This window comes from Micromonospora parastrephiae (assembly GCF_016802865.1).
Classification (GTDB): domain Bacteria; phylum Actinomycetota; class Actinomycetes; order Mycobacteriales; family Micromonosporaceae; genus Micromonospora; species Micromonospora parastrephiae.
Genome location: NZ_JAEVHM010000019.1, coordinates 22,018 through 48,121 on the forward strand (window position 1 = coordinate 22,018; position 26,104 = coordinate 48,121).

The following is a 26,104-nucleotide window of genomic DNA, read 5'->3' on the forward strand; positions in this document are numbered from 1 at the left end:
TCGCGTCAGTTGGGCCGGTAGGAGGCGAGGAACGCCTGGGCGCCGGCGTCGGCGTAGCGGTCGAGGGCGGCGGGGTCGGGTCGCTCGGTGTCGCCGCAGAGCATCATCCGGTTGAGGGGGATCGACGTCACCAGCCAGTTGAAGTGTTCGGCGGCCAGCTGCGGGTCGTCCAGCCGAAGCTGGTTGCGGGCGGCGAGACTTTCGAAGGCGGCGGCGAGCGCGTCGATGGTGCGCCCGGGACCGCGTTGGTAGAACAACCGGCCCAGCTCGGGGAACCGGCCCGCTTCGCCGATCACCAGGCGGCGCAGCTGCATCACCCGGGGCTGGCTCACCTGGGAGACCAGCGCGCGCGCCAGCTTCTGCAAGTCGGCCTCGAGGTCGCTGCTGTCGGGCAGACTCGCCACCTGGCGTGCGACCGGGTCACTGACCAGTTCGACTGTGCCGGTCACGATCTCGCGGAACAGGCTCTGCTTGTCAGTGAACTGTTTGTACACGGTCTGCTTGGACACCGCCGCCGCGGCGGCGATCTGGTCCATGCTGGTGGCCAGGTAGCCATCGCGCAGAAACAGCGTGCTGGCCACGTCCAGGATCGCCTGGCGCTTTCGCGCGGTCCGGGTCTGCCCGTCGGATGCCGTGGTCGTCTCTGTCACGCCGCCAACAGTACTGGACAGTACAGTTCTAGGCGAGTACGGTACTAGACCGTCCAGTTCCAGTCGGGCGATGCGCGAGGTTCTCATGTCACAGGCGTCATCCCTGCCGCGGCCCCAGGTCCTGCTCAGCGGCCTGGCCTACGTCGAGTCACCCCGTTGGCACGACGGCCGGCTGTAGTTCGCCCATTGGGGTACCGGCGAGATCGTCGCGGTCGCGCCCGACGGCAGCAGCGAGGTCGCGGCGTCCGGCCCGCCCGGCCTCGGCTGGTCCATCGACTGGCTGCCCGACGGCCGTCTACTAGTTACCGGCGAGGATCTCATGCGGCGGGAACCGGACGGGTCGATGGTCCGGCACGCCGATCTCAGCGGACTGGCGCCGTTCTGGAACGAGCTTGTCGTGGACGGCCGCGGCAACATCTACGTCAACAGCATCCGCTTCGGCTTCCGCGCAGGCGCGCCACCGGAGTCCGGGATCATCGCCTTGGTCACCCCGGACGGGACAGCGCGCGAGGTCGCCGGTGACCTGGAATTCCCCAACGGCATGGTAGTGACGCCAGACAACAAAACGCTGATCGTCTCCGAGTCGTTCGCCGGGCGGCTGACCGCGTTCGACATCGCTGCCGACGGCAGCCTGTTCAACCGCAGGACATGGGCCGACGGCCTCGCACCCGACGGCATCTGCATGGACGCCGACGGCGCGATCTGGGCCGGGGCCGCCGACGTCGCCATCGCCACCGGCCGTGCCGACTCGCCCCAGGGCGCCGTCGTCCGGGTGCACGAGGGCGGCAAGGTGACCGACCGAATCGAACACGACCAGGTCATTTTCGCCACCATGCTCGGCGGCCCAGACCGCACGACCCTGTTTCTCCTCGCGGCCGAGTTCCGCGGCGTCGAGCACATGGACCAATCGGTCGCCGCCCGCACCGGCCAAGTGCTCACCGCAACAGCGCCGACGCCCGGCGCCGGCCGGCCATGACCGGCATCCGGACCTCCTCACCGCCACTCCCAAGTCCAGCTCACCCTGCCTAACCTCGGCCTGGCCAACGGCCGGCCGACATGCTTGGCTACTCGGCCTCACCGTGGCAAGCAAAAGGCCCGGGTCACGATCGGCAATCAAGCCGGTGACCTGGGCCTTTCCATGGAGCTGCCGGATGTAATCGAACCCTCGACCTACGCATTACGAGTCGGCTGCCCGGCGCTGGTCCACCGCCTGGTCCTCGTGCCCCACATGGTGTCCCGGTCCGCCATCGTCCGCCGACGATCGCTGGTTTGGCTGCTCGGTTGGCTGCTCGGCCTTCAGCCGCACGTGATGCTCGTTGAGCAGGTCGACCGCCTCCGTGAGGCTGCATCCGAACTGCTCGCGGATCAGGGCAAGCGCTTGTATGTTGCACCCGGCCTGGATCAGATCGTCGAGGTTCTGGCTGTCCACCTAACCAGGATCCCCAACGCCCAATTGCCTGCGGACAGGCCCCGGCCGGCTGACGCCTCGCTTACAAGCTCTGTGCAAGTCGTCCGGCCTCGTCTGGCCGCGTTCGCGACCTCGACCGCTTGTCCGCGCTCCTCCGCTGGCGGGCGTCCTCGTTCGGGCCGGTTGCTGTCACCGCTGCTGTCGATCGGCGAGAGGGCGAGCCGTGCGACCCCCACCGGGGGCCGGGCACTTCCTGTCGACCAGTGCCAGCCGATGTCGTGCTGGGCCTCTGCGCACGTGCCGCTTGCCGTCCCGTAGCTGGCGGCCTCGGCCGTGACCGACGCGCGTCTGCTGCCTTCTCGCTGCCAAAGGCGGGCGGATGCGAGCCGGATGCTGGCCACCGACCATACTGCTGCGTGTTGAGGATCGCGGCCAGGCAGAGGGGTGAGAGCCGTGGGAGGATGCCCAGCGTGACAGAGCAGGCACACCCTTCGAACATGCAAGTCGCCGAGGGTCACACCGCTACAGTGATTCACCCCGGCTCAATCCAAGACCGGCCGACCATCGAGCTTAGAGTCGGCCCCCAGGGGTCAAACGAGGCGTTTCTGGTTCCGTCTGGCGGAGAGCCGATCGCCACAGGCGTTTCTCTTGAAGAACAGAACGGTCAGTTTTATATCCGTTGTCGAATTCGCAAGAAGCGCTATCGGTTTACACCGGAAGAGGTTGTGAGGCAGTACATCCTCAACACCTTGATTCAACGTCACGGCTATCCCGAGAGTCAGGTCGCCGTCGAGGTCCCAATCCAAATGGGCAGCGCGGTGCATGCGAAGCCCGCAGATATTGTAGTGTTCGCGGACGACAAACGTGATCGCCACTGGATCACCGTAGAGGTAAAGAAGCCGAATCGCAAAGACGGCATCGAGCAACTGAAATCATACATGAATGCGTCCGGTTCCATTTTTGGGTACTGGACGAACGGTGCGGATGAGAAGTTCCTTCTTCGTTCGGATCCAAACGATTTCAGCAAGCCGGTTTGGCGGCTACCTCGCCATGGGGAAACACTCCAGGACGTAGACGAGCCACTTACGCGGACAAAGCTCACGCCAGTGAAAGACCTTTACGGGGTCTTCAAAGATATCGAGCAAGAAATTCTGGCGCACCAAACGGTCGATACCTTCAATGAGATCTTCAAACTTGTCTTCGCAAAACTCTACGATGAGCGCGTGAACCTTTACAACGACTCGGCGGTTGCTCAGTTCAAGCTTGGACTGAGCGAGAACCGGCCTGCCGCTGTCAAGCGCGTGAAGGATCTGTTTGAGAGCGCAAAGCAGAAGTGGCGCGATGTGTATTCAGCCGGCGACGTTATCGAGCTGAATGACACGAACGTCGAATACTGCATCAAGGCCCTTCAGCAGTACCACTTGATTCGCTCGGGCGATGTGCTCGGGGTGGCCTTCGAGCTGCTGGTGAATCAGGAAATGAAGGGTGAAATGGGTCAGTATTTTACGCCGCGCCAAGTCGTCGGCATGATTACCGAAGCCCTCCAGCCCAAAATCAGCGAACGCGTCTGCGACCCCGCCTGCGGATCGGGAGGATTCCTAATCTTCGCAATGCGAAGCGTGTTCGACTTCATTGCGGATCGGTGGGACGACGCGGATGACCGAGCAGAGCAGCGGAAGGATTATGCGCAGGAGAATTTGATTGGCCTCGACAACGATCCTCGCCTCATCAGAGTCGCGAAAGCCTACATGATTATGGAGAACGACGGTCGGGCAGGCATTCGTAGTGTTGACGCACTCGACTACGGTGCTTGGGATCGTTCCCTTAGGGAGCGGCTGCTGGGCCGCAGCATCGATGGTCCCATCCCAGCATCCAGTCTGGCCAACGACCGGACTCCATCCGATGGCGTAGATGTGATCCTAACTAATCCACCTTTCGCCGGGGCAATTAAAGCGGTTTCGACGCTTCGCCAGTACGACCTCGCTAGGCCATCTAAGGGCAAGCCTAAGGCGGCGTTGGTTCGCGCCGTACTTTTCCTAGAGCGCTGCCTCGACCTGCTTAAGCCAGGCGGCAGGATGGGCATCGTCCTCCCACAGGGGCTGTTCAACAACTTCAACGACCAAGAGATTCGGGACTTCGTTGACAAGCGGGCACGGGTGCTGGGAGTCGTAGGTCTACACCCGTACACATTCAAACCATTCACGTTGGCCAAGACCTCCGTTCTGTTCCTTCAGAAGTGGAAGGTCGGCGAGGAGCCACTGGAGGACTACCGGATCTTCACGGCGGTCTCGACTAGGCCCGGAAAGACCAAACTAGGCAGACCACAGTACTTGGATGACGGGATCACCTTGGACTGTGATATGGCAGAGATTGCAGCGACCTTCCGTCAGTTTGCCAAAGAGGAAGGCTTGGAGTTTGCCTAATGGAAGTTACGATTACGACCAAGACAGCCTTCGGGACACCACCGCTAGCCAGGCTTGATGCCGAATATATTCGAGGCTCTTCCCTGAGGATGGAGGCTCAGTTACTCCGGCATGGCGGCAAGCCGGTCGCCAGCCTTGCTCGGCAGTATGACGGTCCCGTACTTAACGATGCACATCTAGACGAAGAAGCGACCATTAGATACGTCGACCTCGATGCGGTCGACCAGACCGATGGGTTCGCCTTTGCCGACGATCTGCGGTACGGCGACCGTCCAAGTCGAGCCAAGTACCTCCTCCAAGCCGGCGACATCCTGGTCGCAAATGTTCGACCGGAACGGGGGGTCTTAACACTGGTCGACGATCGGCTAGCGGGCAGTGTTGCAAGTTCAGGCTTCACGCTGCTGCGCAAGGGCGAGACGAACAGTGGTTGGGAGTTCGCGTACGCGTTCCTGCGCTCCAAGTACGGGCGAGAACAGCTCATCCGCCGTTCCCGCGGCTCCATGTATCCCGCAGTTCTCGGAAGAGATGTCTTCGACGTCGTTATCCCAGCGGCACCCGCCTTCGTCGCAGGCACCGCCAAGCATGCCGTGAATAGAGTTCTTGATTCACATCGAACCTTCTTCTTGCGAATCGAAGAGGCGAACAAGAGACTCGAAGCCTTCCTTGCACCTCACGGACTGCTGCCCAGCATGTACGATCCGCCGGCACGCGATATTGCGATGCGCACGATTAACAGGCGAGAAAGCTTTGGGCCTGGCAGTGCCGAACGAATTGACGCGGAGTTTTACCGGCCCGAGTACGAAGAGTTTGGGCAGCGAATCATCAGCTCTGGCTCCTACTTCAGGCTTGGCGATTACTACGATTTGTCGTCGGGGCGGGTCGTAGCCGGCGAAGACGAATTGATGCCGACCTTCAAGCAAGCGGTCCTGACCAATGCTGGAATTAATTGGTCGGCGGTGGCTACGGAGCCGGGGAAGAAACGCGGAGCCATTGTCGTAGATGGCGTCATACTTCTCGCCGCCACAGCACATGAGATCGAATACGTGGGCAAAAAGGTGGACTACGTGCGTCGGGTCCCGTCTGAGTTCCGTGTCTACAATCAGGCTGTTGCGGACCTCATAGTGTTGAAGCCGAGAGACGAGAAGCCAGCAGAGCTTTTCGGTTCGTACGTCGCCGCCTTCCTGAGGCACAGCTCCGGTCGTCATCAGGTTCAGCGGTGCATCAGGGGCTTACGTGGGGGTCACGTCTATTCGAGCGACCTGGCGCAACACGTCGTCGTACCGATGCCGCCAGAACGGTGGCTTCAGGAATTCGACGAGTTGTGGCGGGACGCCGAGCGAGCAAGGGAGGAAGGGAAAGCTCTCATGCAGCGCTGTCTCGATGGAATTGAGGAATGGCTCGAAAATGAGTTGGGAGCAGGTTGACTTCCACCTTAGGAAGTTATCCCGTCTACCATCGACCCGCCCTCGTGGGGAGCGGGCCGCCGCCCGGCCCGCCACGTCAAGCGGGCCTTGACGCACATTCGGACGCTGGCGGGTCGGGCGGTGGTCTGCTCGGCTTGCCCGGGTCGATGGCAGGCGGGATGGACTACCGCAACCACCCACGGACCGTGACCCGCCGGCGGAGCCCCGGCCCGCCGCTACTCGGTCACCTTCGGCCTGCTCCGAGACACCCGAGCTACCTACCGCCGCACGGAAGATGACGCCGCCACCGACGCCGTCACCGTCGGCACCCTCACCTACATCGGGTCCGGCTGGCTCAGCGACGGCGACGCCCTGCTTGCCAACACCGCCGCCAGGAGGCGACGAGAGAGCAGACGTATTGGCCGGGAAGAACTCGCCCACGAAACGTGGCTCAGCGGGGCCGCCGCATGAGCAGAGACCTCACCCCGCGCTGGTACTCACCTGCCGAGGTCGCCGTCCTTCTCGGCTTCGGCATCTCCAAGGTCAAGATGAAGATCGCCACCGGCGAGCTGCGCTCCATCAAGGATGGCAAGTACCGCCGCATCCTCCCCGAATGGGTCGACGACTACATCCGCGACCAGGTCGAGCGGCAGGAGGCGGCCTGATGCCCGGACGCGCCCGCGCCAACGGCGAAGGCTCGATCTTCCCGTACCGCAACGGCTTCGCCGCGTACGTGTGGGTGGAGAAGCAGGACGGGAAGCGGGGCCGGAAGTGGGTCTACGGCAAGACCCGCGAGGAGGTCCACGACAAGTGGATCAAGCTGCACGGACAGGCGAAGGCCGGTCCGGTGGCGACGCGCTCCCCGACGGTGGGGGAGTACGCCGGCTACTGGCTGCGCGAGATCGTCAAGCCGAACCTCGCCCCGGGCAGCTACGTCACCTACGAGGTGGTGGTCCGGCTCTACCTCGTGCCGGGGCTGGGTCGGAAGCGCCTCGACAAGCTCCGGGTGAGCGACGTGCAGACCTGGATCAACGAGGTGGGCCGGACCTGCCAGTGCTGCGCCCAGGGCAAGGACGAGCGGCGCAAGGCCGCCCAGCGTCGCTGCTGTGCCCTCGGCCGCTGCTGCCGGGATCTGCCCTCGGCAACCAGCGTCATCCACCTGCGGACCGTGCTCCGGACGCTGATCTCCCAGGCCATCACCGAAGGGCTGATCTCCCGCAACGTCGCGTCCCTGGTGAAGCTGCCGCCGGTCCGGAAGCGCAAGCGGAAGGCGTGGACGAGCGACGAGGCACGACGTTTTCTGGAGTCGGCCCGTGCCGAGGAAGACCCGCTCTACGCCGCGTACGTCCTGGTCCTGGTGCTCGGTCTGCGCAAGGGTGAGATGTTGGGGCTCACCTGGGCCGACGTCGACCTCGACGCGGGGGAGTTGACCATCGATCGGCAGCTCCAGCGGGTCGGTGCCGAACTGCTGCACCGGGAGACGAAGACGGCCGCCTCGGACGCCACCCTGCCGCTACCGGACATCTGCACCGTGGCGCTCGGTCGCCGCCGTGCCGCGCAAACCGCCGCCCGGGATGCCGCCGGCTCGGCCTGGCAGCTGTCCGACCTGATCTTCACCACCCGCTACGGCCGGCCGGTCGAGCCACGCAACTTCAACCGCTTCTGGGACCGGCGCTGCGACTCGGCCGGAGTCCGACGGATCACCGTGCGGGACGCCCGGCGCACCTGCGCCTCGCTCCTGGCGGACCTGGACGTGCACCCTCGGGTAGCGATGCAGATCCTCCGGCACGCGCAGTTCGCCATCACCATGGAGATCTACACGGTGGTCTCCTCGGCGGCCACCCGCGACGCCCTCAAGCGGCTTGGCCAGACGCTCGACCGGTGAGGGGTGGGCATGCTGCCGCTCAGTCGGGCATGCGCGGCCAGGATTGCGGCCACGCTTCCAGGCGCATGACTATTCCCAGGAGGCTTGCCTCAAACGCGGCCTCGTCAAGCTCGCCTCCCCGGCGGCGGGACCACAACCCGCTCAGGCCATCTTCGATGGCACCCAGTTCGATGAGTCGGTCGGCGCAGGCGAGGCTTCTCTGACGTGCCTCGGCCGGGCTGCCGGAGCTGGTGGTCATCTTGTCTGCGATCACGGTCAGTGTGCAGCGTGCTTCTGCCGTGATGCCACGGCCGGCGGTCTCGACTGCCCGCAGGGTCCCTTCGGGCCCTTGAACGATCTCGACGAACAGGCCGAGTAGCCGCGAGTTGCGCACGAGCGGTCCGTCCGTCATCGTCCGCCCTCCAGCTATTCGGTCCGCCGCCGCTCCGGAGAGCATCCCCGATACGGAAGTCAGGCTGGCAGTTGGTCCACTGCTGTACTTCGCTGCTGTACCGGCACCGAACATGGCAACAGCGGCCCCGGACGGGACCGCTGACCTGCGGAGGAGTGGGCCGCCAGGGACTCGAACCCTGAACCTATGGATTAAAAGTCCACAGCTCTGCCATTGAGCTAGCGGCCCGCGCGCTCAGGTTACCTGACAGTGAGCGTCGCCGACTCTCGGCTTCCCGCCGGCCGTCGATGCCTGGCGGATGCCGGCCTGCACCGGCACGTGATCGTCACCAGATCGGCGAGCTGGTGGTGTCCGGAGCGCTGGATACCGCCGGGTTGGGGATGTGGAGTGGATCAAGCGACGCGGCGTGCATGGGTGGGGGCCGGTGGGGAATCGGGTGGTTATGAAGCTGAGTGGCACCCCGGCCGTTGCGGCGTCCGGGGAGGAGATCGGGCCGGACGGCGTACGCCAGCCGGGTGGGGAGGTGCACGCCTGGCTGCCCGGCCAGAACCAGACCGTCTGCGGTCTGGCCCTGAGCCGGACCATGTTGCGTCGTTTCCCGCATGTTCGCTTCGACTATTCGGGCACGGACGTGCTCACCGAGGCGGACGCGGTGGGCTGGATCTGCCCGCGCTGCCTGGCTGCGACGACGGGCCGGCGCGGGGACGAGAAGCACGGCTGGGTGCGGAACTCGCCGCGCCCCTGATCCACTCGTGTTCCTGGAAATCGGGGCATCCGAGCGGGGTGGGACGGCCCGATTTCCTGGAAAGCGAGTCGATCAAGGCCCATGTCCCCGGAGGGCCGGGGGCGATTGAGGCGGTGCTGGACGGGTACGGGGTCGGGCATGCGGATCGTGGTGGTGGGGGCGAGCGGCAACGTCGGTACGGCGCTGCTGCGGCGCTGCGCCGGGAGCGGGACGTGGAGCTGGCCGGGGTGGTCCGGCGGCTGCCCGGCCCGGACGCCGGAACGCCGTACGACCAGGTCGAATGGCACTCCTGCGACATCGGTGCGCCGGCCGCGGCGGGGCAGTTGGCCGAGGTGTTCGCGGGCGCGGACGCGGTGGTGCACCTGGCCTGGCAGATCCAGCCCAGCCACGACCAGCGGGTGCTGCGCCGGACCAACGTCGACGCAGTCGGGCGGTGTTCGACGCGGTGGCCCGGGCCGGGGTGCCGGCGCTGGTGTACGCGTCGTCGGTCGGCACGTACGCGCCCGGCCCGAAGGATCACCCGATCAGCGAGCGGTGGCCGGCCACCGGTGTGCCCGGCTCGTCGTACAGCGAGCACAAGGCGGAGGTCGAAGCGCTGCTCGACGGGCTGGAGCGGGAGCATCGGGCGCTGCGAGTGGTGCGGCTACGGCCAGGGCTGACCTTCCAGCGGGCCGCCGGTGTGGAGATCACCCGCTACTTCCTGGGTCCGCTGGCGCCGGTGCGGCTGCTCCGCTTCGGTCGGATCCCGCTGGTGCCGACCAACCGCCGGCTGCGGATGCAGGCGGTGCACGCCGACGATGTGGCTGACGCGTACGCCAGGGCGGTCCTGGGTGACGCGCGCGGCGCCTTCAACATCGCCGCGGACCCGGTGCTGACTCCGGAGCTGGTGGCCCGGCACTTCCACGGTTGGACGGTGCCGGTCGCGGCGCCGGTGCTGCGGGTGGCGGCGGCGCTGACCTGGCGCGCGCGGCTGCAACCGGTCGACGCGGGCTGGGTGGAGCTGGGTCTGAACGCGCCGCTGATGTCCAGCGAGCGGGCGGAGACCGAGCTGGGCTGGGCACCGAAGATCGACGCGCTCACCGCGCTCAAGGAACTGTTCGTCGGGATGTCCGACGGCGACCACACGGCAAGCCCGCCGCTCTCCGGCGCGGCCAACCTGCCCGGCCGCCCCGGCGGCCTGCTCCAGGCCCGCGCCCCGGGCCAGGGAAACCCCTACTGAGGTTTGGAGCCCGTCACCGTGGGGTTCTGGGCACCCAGGAAGAAGATGCCGGGGTAGCCGCGGGTCTCGAACTTGCCGCTCGGGTTGCGGCGCAGAGTCGAATTCTCGATCTTCATGGTGCCGGTGCGGTTGTTGCTCACGAAGAAGATCGCGCCGCCGCCCTCGTTGGCCTTGTTGTTCTCGATGATGGTGCCGGCGATCCGTACCGTGAACTCGTTGCCGTCGCAGTAGATCGCGCCGCCGCTGCCGCCGCCGGGCGTGCCGGACTTGGCCGGGTTGGCGCCGCTGCCGATCGCCTCGTTGTGGCTGAGCACGCTGTTCAGCACCACCCACGAGACGCCGATGCTGCTCAGCGCGCCCCCGTTGGAGCAGGAGCCGCCCTGGCCGGATGCGCCGCCGAAGGTGCTGCTGACCACGTACACCGGCTTGTTCTCGTACTGGCTCAGCACCCGGATCGCCGCGCCGCCCAGGTCGGGGCCGGTGCGGTCGCAGCGGTTGCGGACGAAGCGCGAGTTGACCACCTTGAGCCGCCCGCCGCGTACGAAGATCGCGCCCCCGCCGCCGCCCTCGGCCTTGTCACCGGTGGAGTTGCCGTCGGCGAAGGTCAGGTTCTGCACGGTGAGCTGCGGGTGGTCCTGGTTCTGGCAGTGCGAGGTGGTCCAGCCCTGGGCCTCGTCGCAGGTGTTCATGTAGAGGATGCGGCGCTGCCCCTGGCCGCTGAGCGTGACCTTGCCGCCGCCGTCCAGCACGACCTTCGGCCCGTTGGCGTTGCGGACCTTCGCGGTGGCGGCCATCTTGATCGTCACCGGGGCCGGTCCACAGTTGAACGTGATGACGCCGCCGGCGGCGACGGCCTTCACCACCGCCGCGGAGGTGCAGCTCGCCGGGGTGCCGGTGCCGACGGTCCGGGTCGGCTTCGAGGTGTCCACCGCGCGGGCCTCAGCCGGCACGGTGGCCTTGCCGTTCGGGTTGCCGGCCGCGAGCGCCTTGCCCGCGGGCTTCGGGCTCGCGCTGGCCCCGGGACCGCCGAGGCCGTCGCGGCCCGCCGGTACGACGCCCTGGTCCCCGGTCGCCACGGTCTCCGGCGTGGTGGACGCGCCGGGCTGGGGAGCGGGACCGTCGGACGCGCAGGCGGGCAGGGTCGCCGTGGCGACACCGAGGACGAGAAGAGCGGCAAGCGACGTCATGCGCACCCCGTGATGCTAGGAGCCGCGACGGCGTCGCGACGAATCCGCCATGCCGGTTTGATGCACTGCTAAGCCACGGGGGCCGGCACTCAGACGTGGGACAGGGCGAAGGCGGTCAGGAAGCCGGCGACCGTGATGAGACCGACGAGCAGGTGGGCGTTCTCGAACGCCTCCGGGACCATGGTGTCGGTGATCATGGCGAGGATCGCCCCGGCGGCCAACGCCGTGATCGCGGCCAGCGCCCCCGGCGACGCGCCACCCAGCAGCGTGTTGCCGAGCAGCGCGGCGACCCCGCTGGCCAGCGCGATCCCGGCCCACAGCAGGAACACGAACCGTCGGGACCGGCCGGCCTGGCGCATGCCGGCCGCGCTGGACAGCCCCTCCGGAATGTTGCTGAGGAACACCGCCACCACCGTGACCAGGCTGACCGTGCCGCCGCCGCTGACCAGGCTGGCGCCGATCACGACAGATTCCGGTACGCCGTCCAGCACCGCACCCACGGCGATCGCCGAGCCGGAGCCCGGCTGGTCGCCCTCGGAGGGCTGCCAGGTGCCCGAGCGTTTCCGGTTCCGTGCTCCCCGCCGGGCCAGAGCCACGTTGGCGAGGGTGTAGGCGGCCGCGCCGGCGGCCGCGCCGATCACGGTGGGCAGCAGCCCGCCCTTGTCGTGCGCGACCTCGATCAGCTCGTACGAGGCCGCGGAGAGCAGCACACCCGCGCCGAACGCCATGATCGACGCGGTGACCCGTTGTGGCGCGCGCGCGAACCAGCCGGCCGCCGCCCCGATCAGCAGCGCCGACCCGGCCAGCAATCCCCACCCGCCCGCCTGCAACCACTCCGGCATTCTCGGGACCGTACCCGGTGCGTCGAGGGTCGCAAACCGTGCTCAGAAGTCGGCGAAGAGGTACGGAACCGCACGCGGGAAGATTTCGCGCAGCTCCGCGGCGGCGTCGGTCGGAACCTCGCCCAACCCCCGCAACGGCAGCTCGGCCGGATCCAGCACCCCGTACGCCAGGGCGGAGAGCCCGGCCGCGGTGAGCGTCGCGGTCGGCACGCGGCCGCTGCCGTCGGCGACCACTTCGAGGGTGCCGGTCGTGCCGTCCAGCAGGTGGGCGCCGGCCAGCCACCGGTCCCCGGTCACCTCGACACGTACCCGGCCCGGACCTGCGGGCAGCCCATTCAGCGCGTCCAGCGACAGGAGCCGGGCCATCGGCGCGGACGAGCCCGGCCGACCCACCCGCGCCTCGACGTGCACGTCCAGGTCGGTGAGCCACAGCTCCGGCAACTCGTCGGGCGGGACCTGGACGGTGACCCGCTCGACCTGGTCGACGTGCCGGGCGAAGAACTGCAACAGCAGTGCCCGCGCGAGCGGATCGGTGGCGAGCAGCTCGTTCCCGTGCAGGGTGCCACCGTGCTCGTCGATCCGGTACGTGACCGCGCCGGTGACCTCACCGTCCACCCGGGCGGTGAGCAGCCAGTGCTCGTCGCGGTCGCGCAACCCGACCGCCCGGTAGTCCGGGAAGACCGAGAAGCCGTGCCGATGCTGGAGGCAGCGCTCGGTGAAGGCGCGCCACACCGGATAGCCGGCGCCGATCCGCTCCCAGCCCACCTCGCCGGGCAGTTCGGCGCGTAGCAGCGACCCCAGATCCGCCGGGGTGAAGGTGGCCGTGCGCGGCTTGGGCAACCCGACGTAGCCGAACCGGGCGTAGAAGCTGGGCCGGAACGGGTAGAGCGCGCTGAGCGGGTGCCCCTCGTCGCGCATCTCGTCGAGGAGCCGGTGCAGCAACGTCCGGACGTGCCCTTGCCGGCGGGCCAGCGGATGCGTGGCCACCCCGGCGACGCCGGCCATCGGCAGCACCACACCGCGCAGGTTCTGCCGCATCCCGATCGCCGAGACGGCCGCCAGCGTGCCGCCGTCCTCCTCGACGACCAGCGTCGTGTTGCCCTGGTGGTAGGGCAGGTAGTCGCGGAACTGCTCGACCCGGGCGGCACCGAGTGGAGACGACTCGAAGGCGTACGCGGCCAGCGGAAAACTGGTGGTGAGACGTTCGTCGGCGGTCACCCGGCGGATGGTCATCCGCCCATCTCAACCCGTTCGGATGAGCGGAGCAACCGGATTGGCCGGATCCGTCAGCCGACCGGCAGGTGGCGCAGATGCCGGCGACGGCGCAGCCGGACACTGGCCACGGTGGCCACACCGAGGACCAGCAGGGCGGTGACGACGAACCCGTGCAGCACGCCACGGGTGAGGTAACCCTCGTCGGTGTGGTCTACCGCCCAGGTGGCGATCTCCCGACTCGACCAGAACGGCGTCAGCTTCGCACCCGATCCAGCCGGGTCGATCAGCATCTGCACGGTCACCACGGTGAGCAGCAGCAGCGTCCCCTCCAACTCGCGGGGGAGCAGCGTGCCGATCAACATCCCGAACGGCGCCGCCACGCCGACCGAGCAGAGCATCGCCGCGGCCAGGCCGCCGTACCGCAGGTCCGCGCCGTCGCTGAGGGGCAGCAGGAAGAACGGTACGGAGACGACGAGCCCCACCGTCCACAGGCCGAGCATCCGACCCAGGTAGAGGTGGTGCGGTCGGTAGCCGGCCAACCGCAGCCTCGGCTCCAGCTCGCGGGCCGCGGTGGTGGCGAAGAGCGCCGCGGTGCTCACCGCCCAGCCGACGCCGAGCAGCAGCGACCGGACCGACTGCCCGAGGTAGCCGTCCCGCCGGATCAGGTAGAAGGTCAACGGCATCAACAACAACAACAGGAGTACGCCCCGACGACGCAGCAGCTCCCGCAGGGTCATCTCGGCGACGGTGACGAGCTGGTTCACGGACGGCCTCCCGCGGTCCACCCGGCCGGTTGTGCCGGGGTCAGGTCGAGCACGGTGTCCACCCGGTCGAGCTGGTTGAGCAGGTGGGTCACCACGACGATCGCCGTGCCCGCGTCGCGCAGTCGACTGAGCTGGTCCCAGAAGTTGACGTAGGTGCCCTGGTCGAAGCCCTGGTACGGCTCGTCGAGCAGCAGCACGTCCGGCTCGCTGAGCGTGGACATGGTCAGGTTGAGCTTCTGGCGGGTGCCGCCGGACAGGTGGCGGGCCTGCACGTTCCCGCCCGCCTCCCAGCCGAGCTGCCGGGCGGCCGCCCGGCCGGCGCGGCGGGCCGGCCCTCGGGCGACGCCCTGACCGGCGCCGACCAGCACGAAGTGCTCGTCGGCGAGCAGGAAGTCGGCGGTGCCGCCGGCCTGTGGGCAGTAGCCGAGTCGCCCGGAGACGGTCACCTCACCGGCGTCGGGTGAGATCAGCCCGGCGCAGATCCGCAGGAAGGTGCTCTTGCCGCAGCCGTTCGCGCCGACCACGGCCGCGATCTGTCCGGCCCGGACGGTCAGCGTCGCGTCGCGCAGCACCGTCTGCCGGCCGTACCGCTTGGTGATGCCCCGGGCGTGCAGCCGGACCGGTCCGGGACGTGGCCCGGGTGCGGTGCCGATGCTCTCCACGATCGCGCCCGCGTACTGCTGGGGTGGACCGAAGACGGCCCACGGGTCGCCGCCCGAGTCGCGCAGGTGTGTGGCGGCCTCGGCGACCACGTGCCGGGCGGCGTCCGCCGCGACCCGGCGATGGTGCAGCTCGGCCGCGAACGTACGTAGCCAGTCGTCGTTCACCCGGCAACCCCCTTCGTGACGATGTCGTTCACCGGCCCGACGAAGGTGAGCCAGGCGCTGCCGCCGTCGCGCAGCGCGGCCTGCCCGTCCTCGGTCAGCCGGTAGTACTTGCGGGCCGGCCCGGCGGTGCCCTCCCGCCACTGCGCGGTCACCAGGCCGGTTTTCTGCAGGCGCAGCAGCACGGGATAGAGCGTGCCGCCCTGGATCGGCCCGACGCCCGCCGCGTCCAGCGCCTGGGCGAGCTGGTAGCCGTAGGACTCGCGTTCGGCCAGCAGGGCCAGGACGCAGATGTCGAGCACCCCCCGCAGCCACTGCCCGCGCCGGTCGGATTCCACCCGCCGGACACTAGCGGCGCAACCTAGATGGCACAACTACCTACTGGGTCGGCGGAACCCCACCCGGCCGGTCTCGCGGACCGCCGTACGGGTGGGGCGGGGTCAGCGCTGCGTGACGTCGGAGACGACGACGGTGACGTTGTCCGGCGCGCCGGCGTGGTGGGCCAGCTTCACCAACTGCTCGCCGCACTGCTGGCGGTCGGCGTACATGCCCAGCGCCGCCGCGATGGCGTCGTCCTCGACGTAGTCGGAGAGCCCGTCGCTGCACAGCAGCAGTCGGTCGCCAGGGACGACGGTGAGCACGCCGACGGCCGGCGGGGTGTCGGCGCCCTGCACCGCCCGGGTCACCAGGGACCGCTGCGGATGGTGCCGGGCCTGCTCGGGGGAGAGCGTGCCCTGGTCGACCAGCGCCTGCACGAACGTGTCGTCGCGGGTGAGCTGGGTCAGCTCCCCGTCGCGCAGCAGGTAGCAGCGGGAGTCGCCGACCTGGGCGAGCACCAGCGTCTCCCCGGCGAGCAGCGCCGCGGTGAGCGTCGTACCCATCCCCTCGCGGGTCGGGTCGACGGTGATGGCGGCGTGGATGCGCTGATTGGCGGTGCTGACCACGGCGCGCAGGGCGTCGGCGGCCCCGTCGGGGTCGGCGGGCGGGGCCAGCTCGTCCAGGATCCGGATCACGATCTCGCTCGCCACCTCGCCCGCGGGCAGGCCGCCCATGCCGTCGGCGACGGCGATCAGGCGGTCACCGGCGAGGGCGGAGTCCTCGTTGTTGGTGCGGACCAGGCCGATGTCGTTGAGGATGACCGAGCGGAGGATCAGCGTCATGGGGACAAGCTTGCCAAGAACACCCCGCCTTCGTCTCTACGCCTCCTACGTCCGGTCGAGAAATGATTGCGATTTCCGTCCTGAGAGCTGCCGAACCGGGGTCGGTCGGCCGGGTTCAGCGGCGCGGGTAGCGCAGCAGCAGGCTGGCCGCGACCTCCTCGCCGCCCACCGCCGCGTAGGTGTGCGGCACGTCGGAGACCCAGCGGAGGTGGCCACCGGCCGGTGCGGTCAGCGGCGCGTCCGCCGGGCCGGCGCGCAGCACGCCGGCGAAGACGGTGATGTGTTCGGTGACGCCCGGATGGTGGGCGGGGGAGAGTTGCGTGACGCCGGGCGCGACCCGCATCCGGTACAGCTCGTAGGTCGCGTCGGTGTCGGTGAACACCTCCAGCAAGGTGGCGGTGACCGCGGCGCCGTGCACGGTGGGCTCGGCCGCGGGTTCCGCCAGCAGGGCGGTGAACGGCACGCCGAGTTGCGCGGTGACCGCCCAGAGCGTCTCCAGGGTCGGGTTGCGGGTGCCGTGCTCCAGGCCGGAGAGGGTGGCCTTTCCGACGCCGGCGAGCCGGGCCAGTGTGGACAGCGAGATCCCCCGCTCCTCGCGCAGGGCGCGGACCCTCCGCCCGACGACGGCGGGATCCACGTCGAGGCCCGGCCGGCGGGCTGGTGGTGGGTGCGGCACCCGACTATCGTGCTACACGCTGTCGTTCCGTAAACGGAACAGTCGGGAGGGTGGGATGGCCGCACGCGCACAACCGGTGCTGGCCGGTGTGGTGACCGCGCTGGTCGGCTTCGCCAGTTCGTTCACCGTCGTGCTGGCCGGGCTCCGGGCCGCCGGCGCGTCGGACGCGCAGGCAGCCTCCGGCCTGCTCGCCCTCTGCGTCGCGTGCGGGCTCACCGCCGTCTGGCTGGGCTGGCGACACCGGATACCGATGAGCGTGGCCTGGTCGACACCGGGCGCGGCACTGCTGGTGGCAACCGGGCCGCCACCCGGCGGATGGCCGGTCGCGGTGGGCGCGTTCCTCGTCTCCGGCCTGCTGATCGTCGCGGCCGGGCTGTTTCCGCCGCTCGGTAGGGCGGTGTCCGCCATCCCCAAGCCGGTGGCCGGCGCGATGCTCGCCGGGGTGCTGTTGCCGCTGTGCACCGCCCCGGTCCGCGCGCTGGTCGAGTTGCCCACGGTGGCCGGCCCGGTGGTGGTCGGCTGGCTGCTGCTGCACCGGTTCGCCCGCCGCTGGGCGGTGCCCGGCGCGCTGCTCGTGGCGGTGGTGGCGATCGCGCTGACCTCGCCGCCGACCGGACTGAGCGGCGCCGTGCTGATCCCGTCGGTGACCCTGACCGCGCCGGCCTGGAACGCGTCCGCGCTGGTCGGGCTTGCCCTACCGCTGTTCCTGGTCACCATGGCCGCACAGAACGTACCCGGCATGGCGGTGCTGGTCGGCTACGGCTACCGGCCGCCGTTCGGGGCCGCGCTGCGGGCCACCGGTCTGGCCAGCCTGCTCGCCGCCCCGGCCGGAGGACACGCGGTGAACCTCGCGGCGATCACCGCCGCCCTGGCCGCCGGCCCGGACGCGCACCCGGACCCCGAGCGCCGGTGGCTCGCCTCGGTAACGGCCGGCGTCGGGCTGGCTCTGCTCGGGCTGGGCGCGGGCGTCGCCACCGCGCTGGTCGCGGTCGCCCCACCCGTCCTCATCGAGGCGGTAGCCGGCCTGGCCCTGCTGGGCGCGCTCGCCACCGCGCTCGCGTCGGCGGTGACCGACCCGGCAACCCGGGAGGCCGCCGTGGTCACCTTCGTGGTGACCGCCTCCGGGGTGACGCTGATCGGCGTGGGCGGCGCGTTCTGGGGGCTGGTCGCCGGCTGCCTGATGCTGCTGCTCTTCCGCCGCCGTCCACCCGCCGCGTCCGCCGCGCCGGCCGTGCCCGCCGTGCCCGCCGTGCCCGTCGCGCCCGTCGTGCCCGTCGCGTCAGAGAGATCATCACCAGATCAGCGAACTGGCGGTATCCCAGCCGAGCGGACACCCCAACATCACTGATCCGGTGTTGATCTCCGTGCGGGGGTCACTCCTCCGGCGGTAGGTCCGCCACGCCCACGGCGAGGCGTACCCGGCCGTCGGCCACCGACCCGATCCGATCGGCCGGCACGTACACCGCGCCGGTGCGGGTCAGTTCGGTCGAGACCTTCAGGTAGCCGCCGTGCATCAACCGCGCCGCCAGGTCCGCCGGCACGTCCGGCTCCTCGACCGCGGTGGCCTCGATCAGCTCGTCCAGACTGCTGCCCGGGTCGGCGGTCGGCGCCTGGACGGTCACCGCGTTCGGGTCACCCCGCTGGACGAGGTCCACGGTGCCGACCTCGGTGCCGGTGGAGTCGATCACCGGCATCCCGGTGGTGATCCGCGAGATGGTCGCCTGCTGCTCGTCCTGCTGGTCCATCCCACCGCGGTTCCCGGGGCGGTGCTCCGCTAAACGCGCTCACCGGCCCACCCAGAGTCATCACCGTCGAGAGCGGTACCACCGGGGCCCGGAGCGTCGGTGGCGGGCGACGAGGCGCGACGCCAGGGTCAGCCGGACGTCGTCCAGCCGCCCGGCGGGCGCGGGGACAGCTCCCGCCAGGTGTCCGTGCCGTCGAGGAGAGCCCGGACCGTCTCCTCGGCCTCGTCCGCACTGCCGTACTCGTAGAAGCGGGAGATGCCCTCCGCGCCGCCGGCCCGCTGCTCGACGTGCCAGCGGTCGGCGTCCACCCGCAGGAAGACGTCCCGTCGGGCCAGCCGCCCCCACTTCCCGTTCCACCAGTGCTTTCGCTGCTCCATGGCGGGACTCTATCGAACACACGTACGAGAACGTGCGGCCCCTGCGGGATTCCCACAGGGGCCGATGTGCATCCGTTCGAGTCAGCGCGGCGCCGGGGGTTCGGTCCGGCGGCCCAGCACGTCGTCCAGTGCCCCGCGCTGCTGGCCGGGGGTGGCGTGGCCGGCGGAGACCAGGGCGTCGCGGATCTCGGTGAGCAGCTTGACCTCCTCGCTCGGCGCGGAGGGCGGCGGCTCCTCGCCCCGCTTGCGCCGCTCGGCCAGCTTGTTCATGGGGTACACCACGAAGAAGTAGAGCACCGCCGCGGTGAGCAGGAAGGTGATCAGGGCGTTGATGAACGCCGCCCAGTCGAAGACCTGATCGTTGAGCGTCCACTTCCCGGCCGAGAGGCTGGTGCCCCCGCCGATGGCCTTGATCAGTGGTTCGAGGAAGGACTTGGTGAGTTGGGTGACCACGCCCGTGAACGCGGCACCGATCACGATGCCGACCGCCAGGTCGACGACGTTGCCGCGCATGATGAAATCTTTGAAGCCCTTGAGCATCCGTACTCCCGAGGTGTCCGGTTTTCCGTCCGGCACAACCTATGCCCCGGTGGCGGGCTCCAGAAAAGCGCCGGCTTCGCTCGCCGCGAGGCCGGGGTCGCCGGCCCGGATCGCCTCGACCAACCGGGCGTGGTCGACGTAGCGCTCAGGGGTGAGCGCGTCACCCATCGCCTGGGCGACGGTGCTGCGCAGGGCGGCGCCGACCGAGGCGTACAGCTCGGCGAGCATGGCGTTGTGCGCGGCCGCGACCACCGCGGTGTGCAGCGCCGCGTCGGCCTCGACGAACGCGTCGACCCGGCCCGCGTGCCAGGTGGCCTCGCGCTCGGCGAGCGCGCCGTCGAGCGCCGCCAGGTCGGCCGGGGTACGCCGCAGCGCGGCGAGCCGGGCCGCCTCCACCTCGAAGGCGCGCCGCACCTCGATGACCTCGGTCATCCGGTCGTCGCCGAGCCGGCGGGCCACGACGGGCGCCAGTTCGTCGGTGGACACCACGTACGTGCCGGAGCCCTGCCGGCACTCCAGCACTCCGGCGTGCACCAGGGCGCGGACCGCCTCGCGGACCGTGTTGCGCCCCACGCCGAGGGCGGCGACGAGCTGGGGTTCGGTGGGGATGCGCCCGCCGATCGGCCACTCACCGCCGAGGATCCGGGCCCGGAGCTGCTCGATGGTCTGCCGGACGCGGTGGCCGCGGGGCGGCACCGGCGGGGCGGAGGGAAAATCAACCGACGGTGGCACTGGTTACATCACCGGTCCCAAATTCATCCCATGATTGTAGGTTAGAGGTCATGACCCCGCCACCCACCGCCGCTCCGGCGCCACCCGCCCCCGTCGCCGTCGACACCCGACCGGCGCGCGACCCCGCGGGTCGTCGGACGCACCCGGCGACCGGCGGTGCGCTGGTGCTGGTCGGGATGCTGCTGGTCGCGCTCAACCTGCGCGCCGTGGTGACGAGCCTCGGCGCACTGCTCGACGAGGTCCGCGACGGGCTGGGGCTCTCCGGCACCATGGCCGGTCTGGTCACCACCCTGCCGACCATCGCGTTCGCCGGCCTCGGCGCGCTCACCCCGTGGCTGGTCCGCCGGGTGGCGCCGGCCCGGGTGCTGGTGGTCGCCATGCTCGCCCTCACCGCAGGCCAGGTGCTCCGGGCCGCCACCGACTCGGCCTGGATCTTCGTGTTCACCAGCGCGCTGGCGCTGGCCGGCATCGCGGTCGCCAACATCCTCCTGCCGATGCTGGTCAAGCAGCACTTCCCGCATCGCACCGGCCTGGTCACCGGGGCGTACACGATGGCGCTGACCCTGGGGACGACGGTGGCCGCGGCCTCCGCGGTGCCGATCGCGCACGCCTTCGGCTCCTGGCGGGCCGGGCTGGGCGTCTGGGCCGCGATGGCCGCGGTGGCCGTACTCCCGTGGGTGCCGCTGGCGCTGCGGACCCGGGCGCGCGCGCGTCGCGCGACCCCGGCGGCGGCCGTCGCCGCCCCCGACGCGGGTCCGGCCCGCGCGGACCCGCCTGGGCTGGGCCATGGCGGTCTACTTCGGGGCGCAGTCGCTCAGCGGGTACGCGATCATGGGCTGGTTGGCCCAGCTGTTCCGCGACGCCGGCTACCAGCCGGAGTCGGCCGGGCTGCTGCTCGCCGGGGTGACCGCGCTCGGCGTGCCGATCGCGCTGCTGATGCCCACCGTGGCCGGCCGGTTGACCAGCCTGCGACCGCTGGTGCTCGGGCTGACCACCGCGTCGACGTTGGCCTACCTGGGGTTGGCGCTCGCCCCGCGCGGAGCCGCGCTGCTCTGGGTGACCCTGCTGGCGATCGGCCAGGGCGCGTTCCCGATGATCCTGACCGCCATCGGCCTGCGCGCGCGTACCGCCGAGGGAACCGTCGCGCTCTCCGCGTTCGCGCAGAGCACCGGGTACGTGATCGCGGCCCTCGGCCCGCTGATGGTCGGCATCCTCTACGAGCTCACCGGAGGCTGGACCGCGCCGATCGGATTCCTGCTGGCCGCGCTCGCCGTGCAGACGGCGGCGGGCATGGCGATCGCCCGTCCGCGCTACGTCGAGGACGAGTGACGAACGACAGCGGTCAGGAGGACGCCGGCGTCGGTTCGCCGGCGACGGCCTCATCCACCGTCGGGTAGGTGTGCAGCACCTCGACCAGTCCGCTGACCTCGAGGATGCGCAGCACGCCGCGCTGCGGGGCGGCCAGCCGCACCACACCGCCGGCCTCGTCGCAGCTGTTCTTGGCGCGGACGAAGACCGACAGACCGGTCGAGTCACAGAACGACACGTCCGCCAGGTCGAACACCAGCCGGTTACGGCCCTTGTCGAGCAGGTCGGTGATCTGATCCTGCAACTGCGGTGCGGTCGCCATGTCCAGCTCGCCCGCGACCGACACGACGACCACGTCGCCGCGCTGTTCCGTGTGCACCGTCAAGGACATTTGGCAGACCTCCTGTTATCGGGGGAACGGTATCCCACGACCGGGGTCGTACGCAGAACGGGAGCCGGCATCCGGTGGCCATCGTCATTCCGTTGCTACAGGGCAAGTAGTTCGCCAGATCCCGGTGATAGAGTCCGCCCGGTCCAGGTCGAGGGGGGTTTCGCAATGGCGTTGAACGCCGAGGAAAGTGGTCGGCTCGCCGCACTGCTCGGCGGGCACGCCGAACGGGTCACGGCTCGGTGGACCGAGATCGTCACCGGTTCGTTGCGTGGCCGGCTGAGTCAGGCCGAGTTGCGCCGGCAGGTCCAGGATCTGCACAGCGCCATCGCCACCACCGCCGGGCAGGGCGCCATCGACCTGTCCGCCGAGAGCTCCGGCGAGCTGCGTGCCGCGCTCTCCGAGCTGTCCCGTGGCCGAGCCCGGCAGGGCTTCTCCGCCACCGAGACCACGATCAGCATCTTCGCCCTCAAGGACGTGCTGGCCGAGCTGGTGCAGGAGGCCGGCGGCGCCGACGCGCTGCACGACTACATCGCGTTCTCCAACCTGGTCGACGAGCTGGGCCTGTTCACCTTCGAGAGCTTCGTCCGCACCCGCGAGAGCCTGATCGCCGACCAGGCCGAGCAGCTGCTCGAACTCTCCACGCCGGTGGTCAAGCTCTGGGAGGGCGTCGTCGCCGTCCCGCTGGTCGGCACCCTGGACTCGGCTCGGGCCCAGGTGGTCATGGAGCGGCTGCTGCAGACCCTGGTCGACACCGGCTCGCCGTACGCGATCATCGACATCACCGGCGTCCCCGCGGTGGACACCCAGGTCGCCCAGCACATCCTGAAGACCGTGGTGGCCGCCCGGCTGATGGGCGCGGACTGCATCATCTCCGGCATCCGGCCGCAGATCGCCCAGACCATCGTCGCGCTCGGCATCGAGTTCGGCGACATCGCCACCAAGGCGAGCCTCGCCGACGCGCTGCGCCACGTGCTGCGGCTCACCGGGGTGGAGACCGCTCGCCGCCAGCCACGCCGGGACGCCTGATGGAACGCGTGCCGATCCTCAAGATCGGCGACATCCTGCTGGTCTCCATCCAACTCGACATGTCCGACCAGACCGCGGTCCAGCTCCAGGAGGATCTCGCCGAGCGGATCGTGGCCACCGGTTGCCACGGCGTCATCATCGACATCACCGCCCTGGACATCGTCGACTCCTTCGTCGGCCGGATGCTCTCCACCATCGCGTCGATCTCCAAGGTGCTCGACGCGGAGACGGTGGTCGTCGGGATGCGTCCCGCCGTCGCCATCACCCTTGTCGAACTGGGGCTGTCGCTGAACGGCATCCGTACCGCGCTGAACGTCGAACGCGGCATGGAACTGATCGCGGCGGCCCGCGCCGACGAGCTCGAATACCAGCTCGACGACGATCCGGACGCCGAGACGGCCACGCCGTGACCGCGGGCGTCGACCTGGGCCAGCCGCAGGCACAGGCGATCCGTAGCGACGAGGACGTGGTGCGCGTCCGGCAGTTGGTCCGTTCCGTGGCGGTGGCCGTCAAGCTGTCCCTGGTCGACCAGACCAAGGTGGTCACCGCGGCGAGCGAGCTGGCCCGCAACACCCTGGTGTACGGCGGCGGCGGCTCGGTCGACGTGACGATCGTGGACAACGGCCGACGTAAGGGCGTCCAGATCGTCTTCGCCGACTCCGGGCCGGGCATCCCCGACCTGGATCTGGCCCTCACCGACGGCTACACCACCGGCGGCGGCCTCGGCCTCGGCCTCAGCGGCGCCCGCCGGCTGGTCGACGAGTTCCAGATCGAGACGTCCGCGGAGACCGGTACGCGCATCACGGTCACCAAGTGGTCCCGGTGAACGGCGACGCGGTCACCGACAGTGGCATCTGGTTCCGGGTGGAGGCCGGCAGCGCCGCCAGCGCCGTCCGGCGCGCCGCCGAACGCCTCGGCTCGCAGGTGGAGATGGGTGATGCGCGCGTCGCCGATCTCGCCATCGTCGCCGCCGAGCTGACCAGCAACCTGGTCAAGCACGCCGACAACGGTGTCCTGCTGCTCCGGCCGGTTCGCCGTGCCGGGGAGGCCGGCGTGGAGCTGGTCGCCATCGACTCCGGGCCCGGCATGGCCGACCTGACCGTCTCGTCCCGGGACGGGCACTCCACCACCGGCACCCTCGGCATCGGCCTCGGCGCGATCGTCCGGCAGGCCAGCTGGTTCGACGGTTACTCGCTGCCCGGCCGGGGCACCGTCCTCGCCGTGCAGGTCTGGCCGGCGGAGCCGGCGCGGCCGTCCTGGGCCGGTGCCCTCGCCCGGCCGCTCACCGGCGAGACGGTCAGCGGCGACGGGTACGCCGTCCGGGTCGCCGACGGGCGGCACCAGGTGCTGGTCAGCGATGGGTTGGGGCATGGCCCACTGGCTGCCGGCGCTACCGACGCGGCGCTGGCCGCGTTCCGCGACGCACCGGCCGGCCCGCCGGCGGCTGTGGTCGGACACCTGCATCGGAGCATGTCGCACACCCGTGGCGCGGCGCTCGCAGTCGCCGAGTTGGTGCCGTCCTCCGGTGTCCTGCACTACGCCGGCCTGGGCAACATCTCCGGCATGGTCGTCGAGGGTGACGGTCAGCGCCGGGGGCTCGTGTCGCTGCCCGGCATCGCCGGACACCAGCGGCCGTCAGTCCGGGAGTACGACTACCCGTTCGGTCCGGGCGCCGGCTGGTGATGCACAGCGACGGGGTGGTCGACCGGTGGCGGTTGACCGACTACCCCGGTCTCGCCGAGCGGTCACCGCTGGTCATGGCGGCGACTCTCCTGCGCGACGCCGGTGTGCGACGCGACGACGCCTGCGTACTGGTCGCGAGGTCCTGGACATGACCGCCGAGCCGGCCGCGCTGCCGCTGTTGCAGATGGCGCTGCGGGTCGAGCAGGACATCTTCGTGATCCGCCAGCGGGGCCGCGAGTGGCCGCGGTGGTCGGCCTCGAACACCAGGACCAGGTCCGGATCGCCACCGCGCTCAGCGAGGTGGCCCGCGACCTGCTGCGAACGAGCGACGGCGCGGACGTCGCGTTCCACGTCGACGCGGGCGCCGACGGCCGGTTCCACCTCCGCGCCGACCTGGCCCCGGTGACCCCGCTGCCCGGCGGCCGGTACGAGCCGCAGTCCGGCGCGGTGTCCCGACTGGTCGACACACTCAGCGTGTCGACGTCGAGGGGGTTACGGTCGTGAGGATGTCCCGACGAGTCCCGGCCAACGCGCCGGCGCCGACCCCGGAGCGGCTCGCCGAGTTCCGTACCGAGCTCGGCCGCATCGCGCCGGCCAACCTTCTGGACGAGTTGACCGTCCAGAACGGGCAGCTCGTCGCGGCGCTCGACGAGGTACGCAGCCAGCGCGACGAGTTGGCCGTGCTGAACGACGAGCTGGCCGAGACCAACCGTGGTGTGCTGGCGCTCTACAACCAGCTCACCGAGGAGCTGGAGGAGACCAACCGGGGTGTGGTCGCCCTCTACGCCGAGCTGGACGAGAAGTCGGCCCAGCTGCGCGCGGCGAGCGAGTCGAAGAGCCGGTTCCTGGCCAACGTGAGCCACGAGCTGCGCGCCCCGGTCACCGCGATCATCGGGCTGGGACGGCTGCTCTCCGACTCGTCCTCCGACCCGCTCACCGCCGAGCAGGCACGCCAGGTCGGTCTGATCCGCTCCTCGGCTCAGGATCTGCTCGGGCTGGTCAACGAACTACTGGACCTGGCCAAGGCCGAGTCCGGCCGGATCGAGCCGGACTGGGAGGACGTGGATCTGCGTCCGGTCTTCGGCCAACTGCGCGGCACGTTGCGCGCGCTGGCCACCCGCCCCGGGGTGGAGCTGGTGGTGGAGGAGCCGGCCGCGCCGGCCCTGCTGCGCACCGACGAGGTGCTGCTCGGCCAGGTGCTGCGCAACCTGCTGCACAACGGGTTGAAGTTCACCGAGCGCGGTGAGGTGCGGCTGCGGGCCGAGCAGCGCGACGACCGGTGGAACTTCCAGGTCAGCGACACCGGTCCGGGCATCGCCCCGGAACTGCACGATCGGATCTTCGAGGAGTTCTACCAGGTGCCGGGCACCACCCGAGTCGGTGGCACCGGCCTGGGCCTGCCGTACGCCCGGCGGTTGGTGACGCTGCTCGGCGGGACGCTGGAACTGGCCAGCGAACAGGGCCGTGGCAGCACGTTCACGGTATCCCTACCCGCTGGCGGAGCGTGACG

The 26,104-nt window shown here is 69.8% G+C and carries 27 protein-coding genes, 1 tRNA gene and 4 pseudogenes; 15 read left to right on the forward strand and 17 right to left on the reverse strand.

Annotated elements, in window-relative coordinates; all coding sequences use genetic code 11:
• Positions 1 to 5: 5 nt before the first annotated feature.
• Positions 6 to 650, reverse strand: coding sequence for a TetR/AcrR family transcriptional regulator (locus JNW91_RS06740; RefSeq protein WP_203174053.1), 645 nt, complete (start codon positions 648 to 650; stop codon positions 6 to 8).
• Between the two features lie 202 nt (positions 651 to 852).
• Between JNW91_RS06740 and JNW91_RS06745 the strand changes: the two genes are divergently transcribed.
• Positions 853 to 1,626 carry an SMP-30/gluconolactonase/LRE family protein gene (locus JNW91_RS06745; protein WP_203174079.1) on the forward strand — a complete coding sequence of 258 codons (774 nt, stop codon included), beginning with the start codon at positions 853 to 855 and terminating at the stop codon, positions 1,624 to 1,626.
• 201 nt (positions 1,627 to 1,827) lie between these two features.
• Here the strand turns inward: JNW91_RS06745 and JNW91_RS06750 are convergent, their stop codons facing one another.
• Complete coding sequence (locus JNW91_RS06750; protein ID WP_203174054.1) at positions 1,828 to 2,079, reverse strand: hypothetical protein; 252 nt, start codon at positions 2,077 to 2,079, stop codon at positions 1,828 to 1,830.
• A gap of 449 nt (positions 2,080 to 2,528) precedes the next feature.
• On the opposite strand from JNW91_RS06750, the gene JNW91_RS06755 reads away from it, so the two are divergent.
• From JNW91_RS06755 to JNW91_RS06770, 5 genes and pseudogenes are all read left to right on the forward strand, one after another.
• Positions 2,529 to 4,481, forward strand: a complete 1,953-nt coding sequence (locus JNW91_RS06755) for an N-6 DNA methylase (protein WP_203174055.1) — start codon at positions 2,529 to 2,531, stop codon at positions 4,479 to 4,481.
• Positions 4,481 to 5,905, forward strand: a complete 1,425-nt coding sequence (locus JNW91_RS06760) for a restriction endonuclease subunit S domain-containing protein (protein ID WP_203174056.1) — start codon at positions 4,481 to 4,483, stop codon at positions 5,903 to 5,905. The genes JNW91_RS06755 and JNW91_RS06760 overlap by 1 nt, the downstream gene beginning before the upstream one ends.
• 207 nt (positions 5,906 to 6,112) lie before the next feature.
• Positions 6,113 to 6,355 (forward strand): annotated as a pseudogene (locus tag JNW91_RS33510) (replication initiator); the annotation flags it as partial.
• Positions 6,352 to 6,549, forward strand: a complete 198-nt coding sequence (locus JNW91_RS06765) for an excisionase family DNA-binding protein (protein WP_113973362.1) — start codon at positions 6,352 to 6,354, stop codon at positions 6,547 to 6,549. The pseudogene JNW91_RS33510 and the gene JNW91_RS06765, both read left to right, overlap by 4 nt.
• On the forward strand, positions 6,549 to 7,769 hold the full coding sequence (locus tag JNW91_RS06770) for a tyrosine-type recombinase/integrase (protein WP_203174057.1): 1,221 nt from the start codon (positions 6,549 to 6,551) through the stop codon (positions 7,767 to 7,769). The genes JNW91_RS06765 and JNW91_RS06770 overlap by 1 nt, the downstream gene beginning before the upstream one ends.
• A 19-nt stretch (positions 7,770 to 7,788) precedes the next feature.
• On the opposite strand, the gene JNW91_RS06775 is transcribed toward JNW91_RS06770, so the two are convergent.
• Complete coding sequence (locus JNW91_RS06775) at positions 7,789 to 8,160, reverse strand: hypothetical protein (RefSeq protein WP_203174058.1); 372 nt, start codon at positions 8,158 to 8,160, stop codon at positions 7,789 to 7,791.
• Between the two features lie 156 nt (positions 8,161 to 8,316).
• A tRNA-Lys gene (locus JNW91_RS06780) sits at positions 8,317 to 8,388 on the reverse strand.
• Positions 8,389 to 8,602: 214 nt separating this feature from the next.
• Between JNW91_RS06780 and JNW91_RS06785 the strand changes: the two genes are divergently transcribed.
• Both JNW91_RS06785 and JNW91_RS06790 read left to right on the forward strand, forming a co-directional pair.
• Complete coding sequence (locus tag JNW91_RS06785) at positions 8,603 to 8,905, forward strand: hypothetical protein (RefSeq protein ID WP_203174080.1); 303 nt, start codon at positions 8,603 to 8,605, stop codon at positions 8,903 to 8,905.
• Positions 8,906 to 9,338: 433 nt separating this feature from the next.
• Positions 9,339 to 10,124: an NAD-dependent epimerase/dehydratase family protein gene (locus JNW91_RS06790; RefSeq protein WP_309244263.1), complete on the forward strand. Its 786-nt coding sequence runs from the start codon at positions 9,339 to 9,341 to the stop codon at positions 10,122 to 10,124.
• Here the strand turns inward: JNW91_RS06790 and JNW91_RS06795 are convergent.
• From JNW91_RS06795 to JNW91_RS06830, 8 genes are all read right to left on the reverse strand, one after another.
• Positions 10,118 to 11,311 carry a hypothetical protein gene (locus JNW91_RS06795; protein WP_203174081.1) on the reverse strand — a complete coding sequence of 398 codons (1,194 nt, stop codon included), beginning with the start codon at positions 11,309 to 11,311 and terminating at the stop codon, positions 10,118 to 10,120. The two genes, JNW91_RS06790 and JNW91_RS06795, sit on opposite strands and share 7 nt — an antisense overlap.
• Before the next feature lie 89 nt (positions 11,312 to 11,400).
• Entirely contained in the window at positions 11,401 to 12,153 is a 753-nt protein-coding gene (locus JNW91_RS06800) for a ZIP family metal transporter (protein ID WP_203174059.1), read from the reverse strand.
• Positions 12,154 to 12,195: 42 nt separating this feature from the next.
• Positions 12,196 to 13,386 (reverse strand): GNAT family N-acetyltransferase, encoded by a 1,191-nt coding sequence (locus JNW91_RS06805; RefSeq protein WP_203174060.1) that lies wholly within the window; start codon positions 13,384 to 13,386, stop codon positions 12,196 to 12,198.
• A 53-nt stretch (positions 13,387 to 13,439) separates the two neighbouring features.
• Positions 13,440 to 14,132, reverse strand: coding sequence for a hypothetical protein (locus JNW91_RS06810; RefSeq protein ID WP_203174061.1), 693 nt, complete (start codon positions 14,130 to 14,132; stop codon positions 13,440 to 13,442).
• Positions 14,129 to 14,959, reverse strand: a complete 831-nt coding sequence (locus JNW91_RS06815) for an ATP-binding cassette domain-containing protein (RefSeq protein ID WP_203174062.1) — start codon at positions 14,957 to 14,959, stop codon at positions 14,129 to 14,131. The genes JNW91_RS06810 and JNW91_RS06815 overlap by 4 nt, the downstream gene beginning before the upstream one ends.
• Positions 14,956 to 15,294 (reverse strand): PadR family transcriptional regulator, encoded by a 339-nt coding sequence (locus tag JNW91_RS06820; protein WP_203174063.1) that lies wholly within the window; start codon positions 15,292 to 15,294, stop codon positions 14,956 to 14,958. The genes JNW91_RS06815 and JNW91_RS06820 overlap by 4 nt, the downstream gene beginning before the upstream one ends.
• Before the next feature lie 102 nt (positions 15,295 to 15,396).
• A complete protein-coding gene (locus JNW91_RS06825) occupies positions 15,397 to 16,116 on the reverse strand; it encodes a PP2C family protein-serine/threonine phosphatase (RefSeq protein WP_203174064.1) in 720 nt (239 codons plus the stop codon).
• Between the two features lie 115 nt (positions 16,117 to 16,231).
• Positions 16,232 to 16,792, reverse strand: a complete 561-nt coding sequence (locus JNW91_RS06830; RefSeq protein ID WP_309244264.1) for a helix-turn-helix domain-containing protein — start codon at positions 16,790 to 16,792, stop codon at positions 16,232 to 16,234.
• A 55-nt stretch (positions 16,793 to 16,847) separates the two neighbouring features.
• Between JNW91_RS06830 and JNW91_RS06835 the strand changes: the two genes are divergently transcribed.
• A complete protein-coding gene (locus tag JNW91_RS06835) occupies positions 16,848 to 18,140 on the forward strand; it encodes a benzoate/H(+) symporter BenE family transporter (protein WP_238424497.1) in 1,293 nt (430 codons plus the stop codon).
• A gap of 25 nt (positions 18,141 to 18,165) precedes the next feature.
• Here the strand turns inward: JNW91_RS06835 and JNW91_RS06840 are convergent, their stop codons facing one another.
• From JNW91_RS06840 to JNW91_RS06855, 4 genes are all read right to left on the reverse strand, one after another.
• Positions 18,166 to 18,537: a hypothetical protein gene (locus JNW91_RS06840; protein ID WP_203174065.1), complete on the reverse strand. Its 372-nt coding sequence runs from the start codon at positions 18,535 to 18,537 to the stop codon at positions 18,166 to 18,168.
• A gap of 128 nt (positions 18,538 to 18,665) precedes the next feature.
• Positions 18,666 to 18,914 carry a hypothetical protein gene (locus JNW91_RS06845; RefSeq protein ID WP_203174066.1) on the reverse strand — a complete coding sequence of 83 codons (249 nt, stop codon included), beginning with the start codon at positions 18,912 to 18,914 and terminating at the stop codon, positions 18,666 to 18,668.
• An 81-nt stretch (positions 18,915 to 18,995) separates the two neighbouring features.
• Positions 18,996 to 19,454, reverse strand: a complete 459-nt coding sequence (gene mscL, locus JNW91_RS06850; protein WP_203174067.1) for a large conductance mechanosensitive channel protein MscL — start codon at positions 19,452 to 19,454, stop codon at positions 18,996 to 18,998.
• A 39-nt stretch (positions 19,455 to 19,493) separates the two neighbouring features.
• A complete protein-coding gene (locus tag JNW91_RS06855) occupies positions 19,494 to 20,186 on the reverse strand; it encodes a FadR/GntR family transcriptional regulator (RefSeq protein WP_203174068.1) in 693 nt (230 codons plus the stop codon).
• A 176-nt stretch (positions 20,187 to 20,362) separates the two neighbouring features.
• On the opposite strand from JNW91_RS06855, the pseudogene JNW91_RS06860 reads away from it, so the two are divergent.
• Positions 20,363 to 21,515, forward strand: a pseudogene (locus JNW91_RS06860) (MFS transporter).
• A gap of 13 nt (positions 21,516 to 21,528) precedes the next feature.
• On the opposite strand, the gene JNW91_RS06865 reads toward JNW91_RS06860, so the two are convergent.
• Entirely contained in the window at positions 21,529 to 21,885 is a 357-nt protein-coding gene (locus tag JNW91_RS06865; protein WP_007454464.1) for an STAS domain-containing protein, read from the reverse strand.
• Positions 21,886 to 22,050: 165 nt separating this feature from the next.
• On the opposite strand from JNW91_RS06865, the gene JNW91_RS06870 reads away from it, so the two are divergent.
• The 5 genes and pseudogenes from JNW91_RS06870 to JNW91_RS06890 all read left to right on the forward strand — a co-directional run bounded on the left by JNW91_RS06870 (position 22,051) and on the right by JNW91_RS06890 (position 26,102).
• Positions 22,051 to 22,911 (forward strand): STAS domain-containing protein, encoded by an 861-nt coding sequence (locus JNW91_RS06870; RefSeq protein WP_203174069.1) that lies wholly within the window; start codon positions 22,051 to 22,053, stop codon positions 22,909 to 22,911.
• Positions 22,911 to 23,321 (forward strand): STAS domain-containing protein, encoded by a 411-nt coding sequence (locus tag JNW91_RS06875; protein WP_203174070.1) that lies wholly within the window; start codon positions 22,911 to 22,913, stop codon positions 23,319 to 23,321. The genes JNW91_RS06870 and JNW91_RS06875 overlap by 1 nt, the downstream gene beginning before the upstream one ends.
• A complete protein-coding gene (locus JNW91_RS06880; protein ID WP_203174071.1) occupies positions 23,318 to 23,737 on the forward strand; it encodes an ATP-binding protein in 420 nt (139 codons plus the stop codon). The genes JNW91_RS06875 and JNW91_RS06880 overlap by 4 nt, the downstream gene beginning before the upstream one ends.
• Positions 23,734 to 24,746, forward strand: a pseudogene (locus tag JNW91_RS06885) (SpoIIE family protein phosphatase). The gene JNW91_RS06880 and the pseudogene JNW91_RS06885 overlap by 4 nt, the downstream one beginning before the upstream one ends.
• Positions 24,743 to 26,102 (forward strand): annotated as a pseudogene (locus JNW91_RS06890) (sensor histidine kinase). The pseudogenes JNW91_RS06885 and JNW91_RS06890 overlap by 4 nt, the downstream one beginning before the upstream one ends.
• The last annotated feature ends 2 nt before the right edge of the window (positions 26,103 to 26,104 follow it).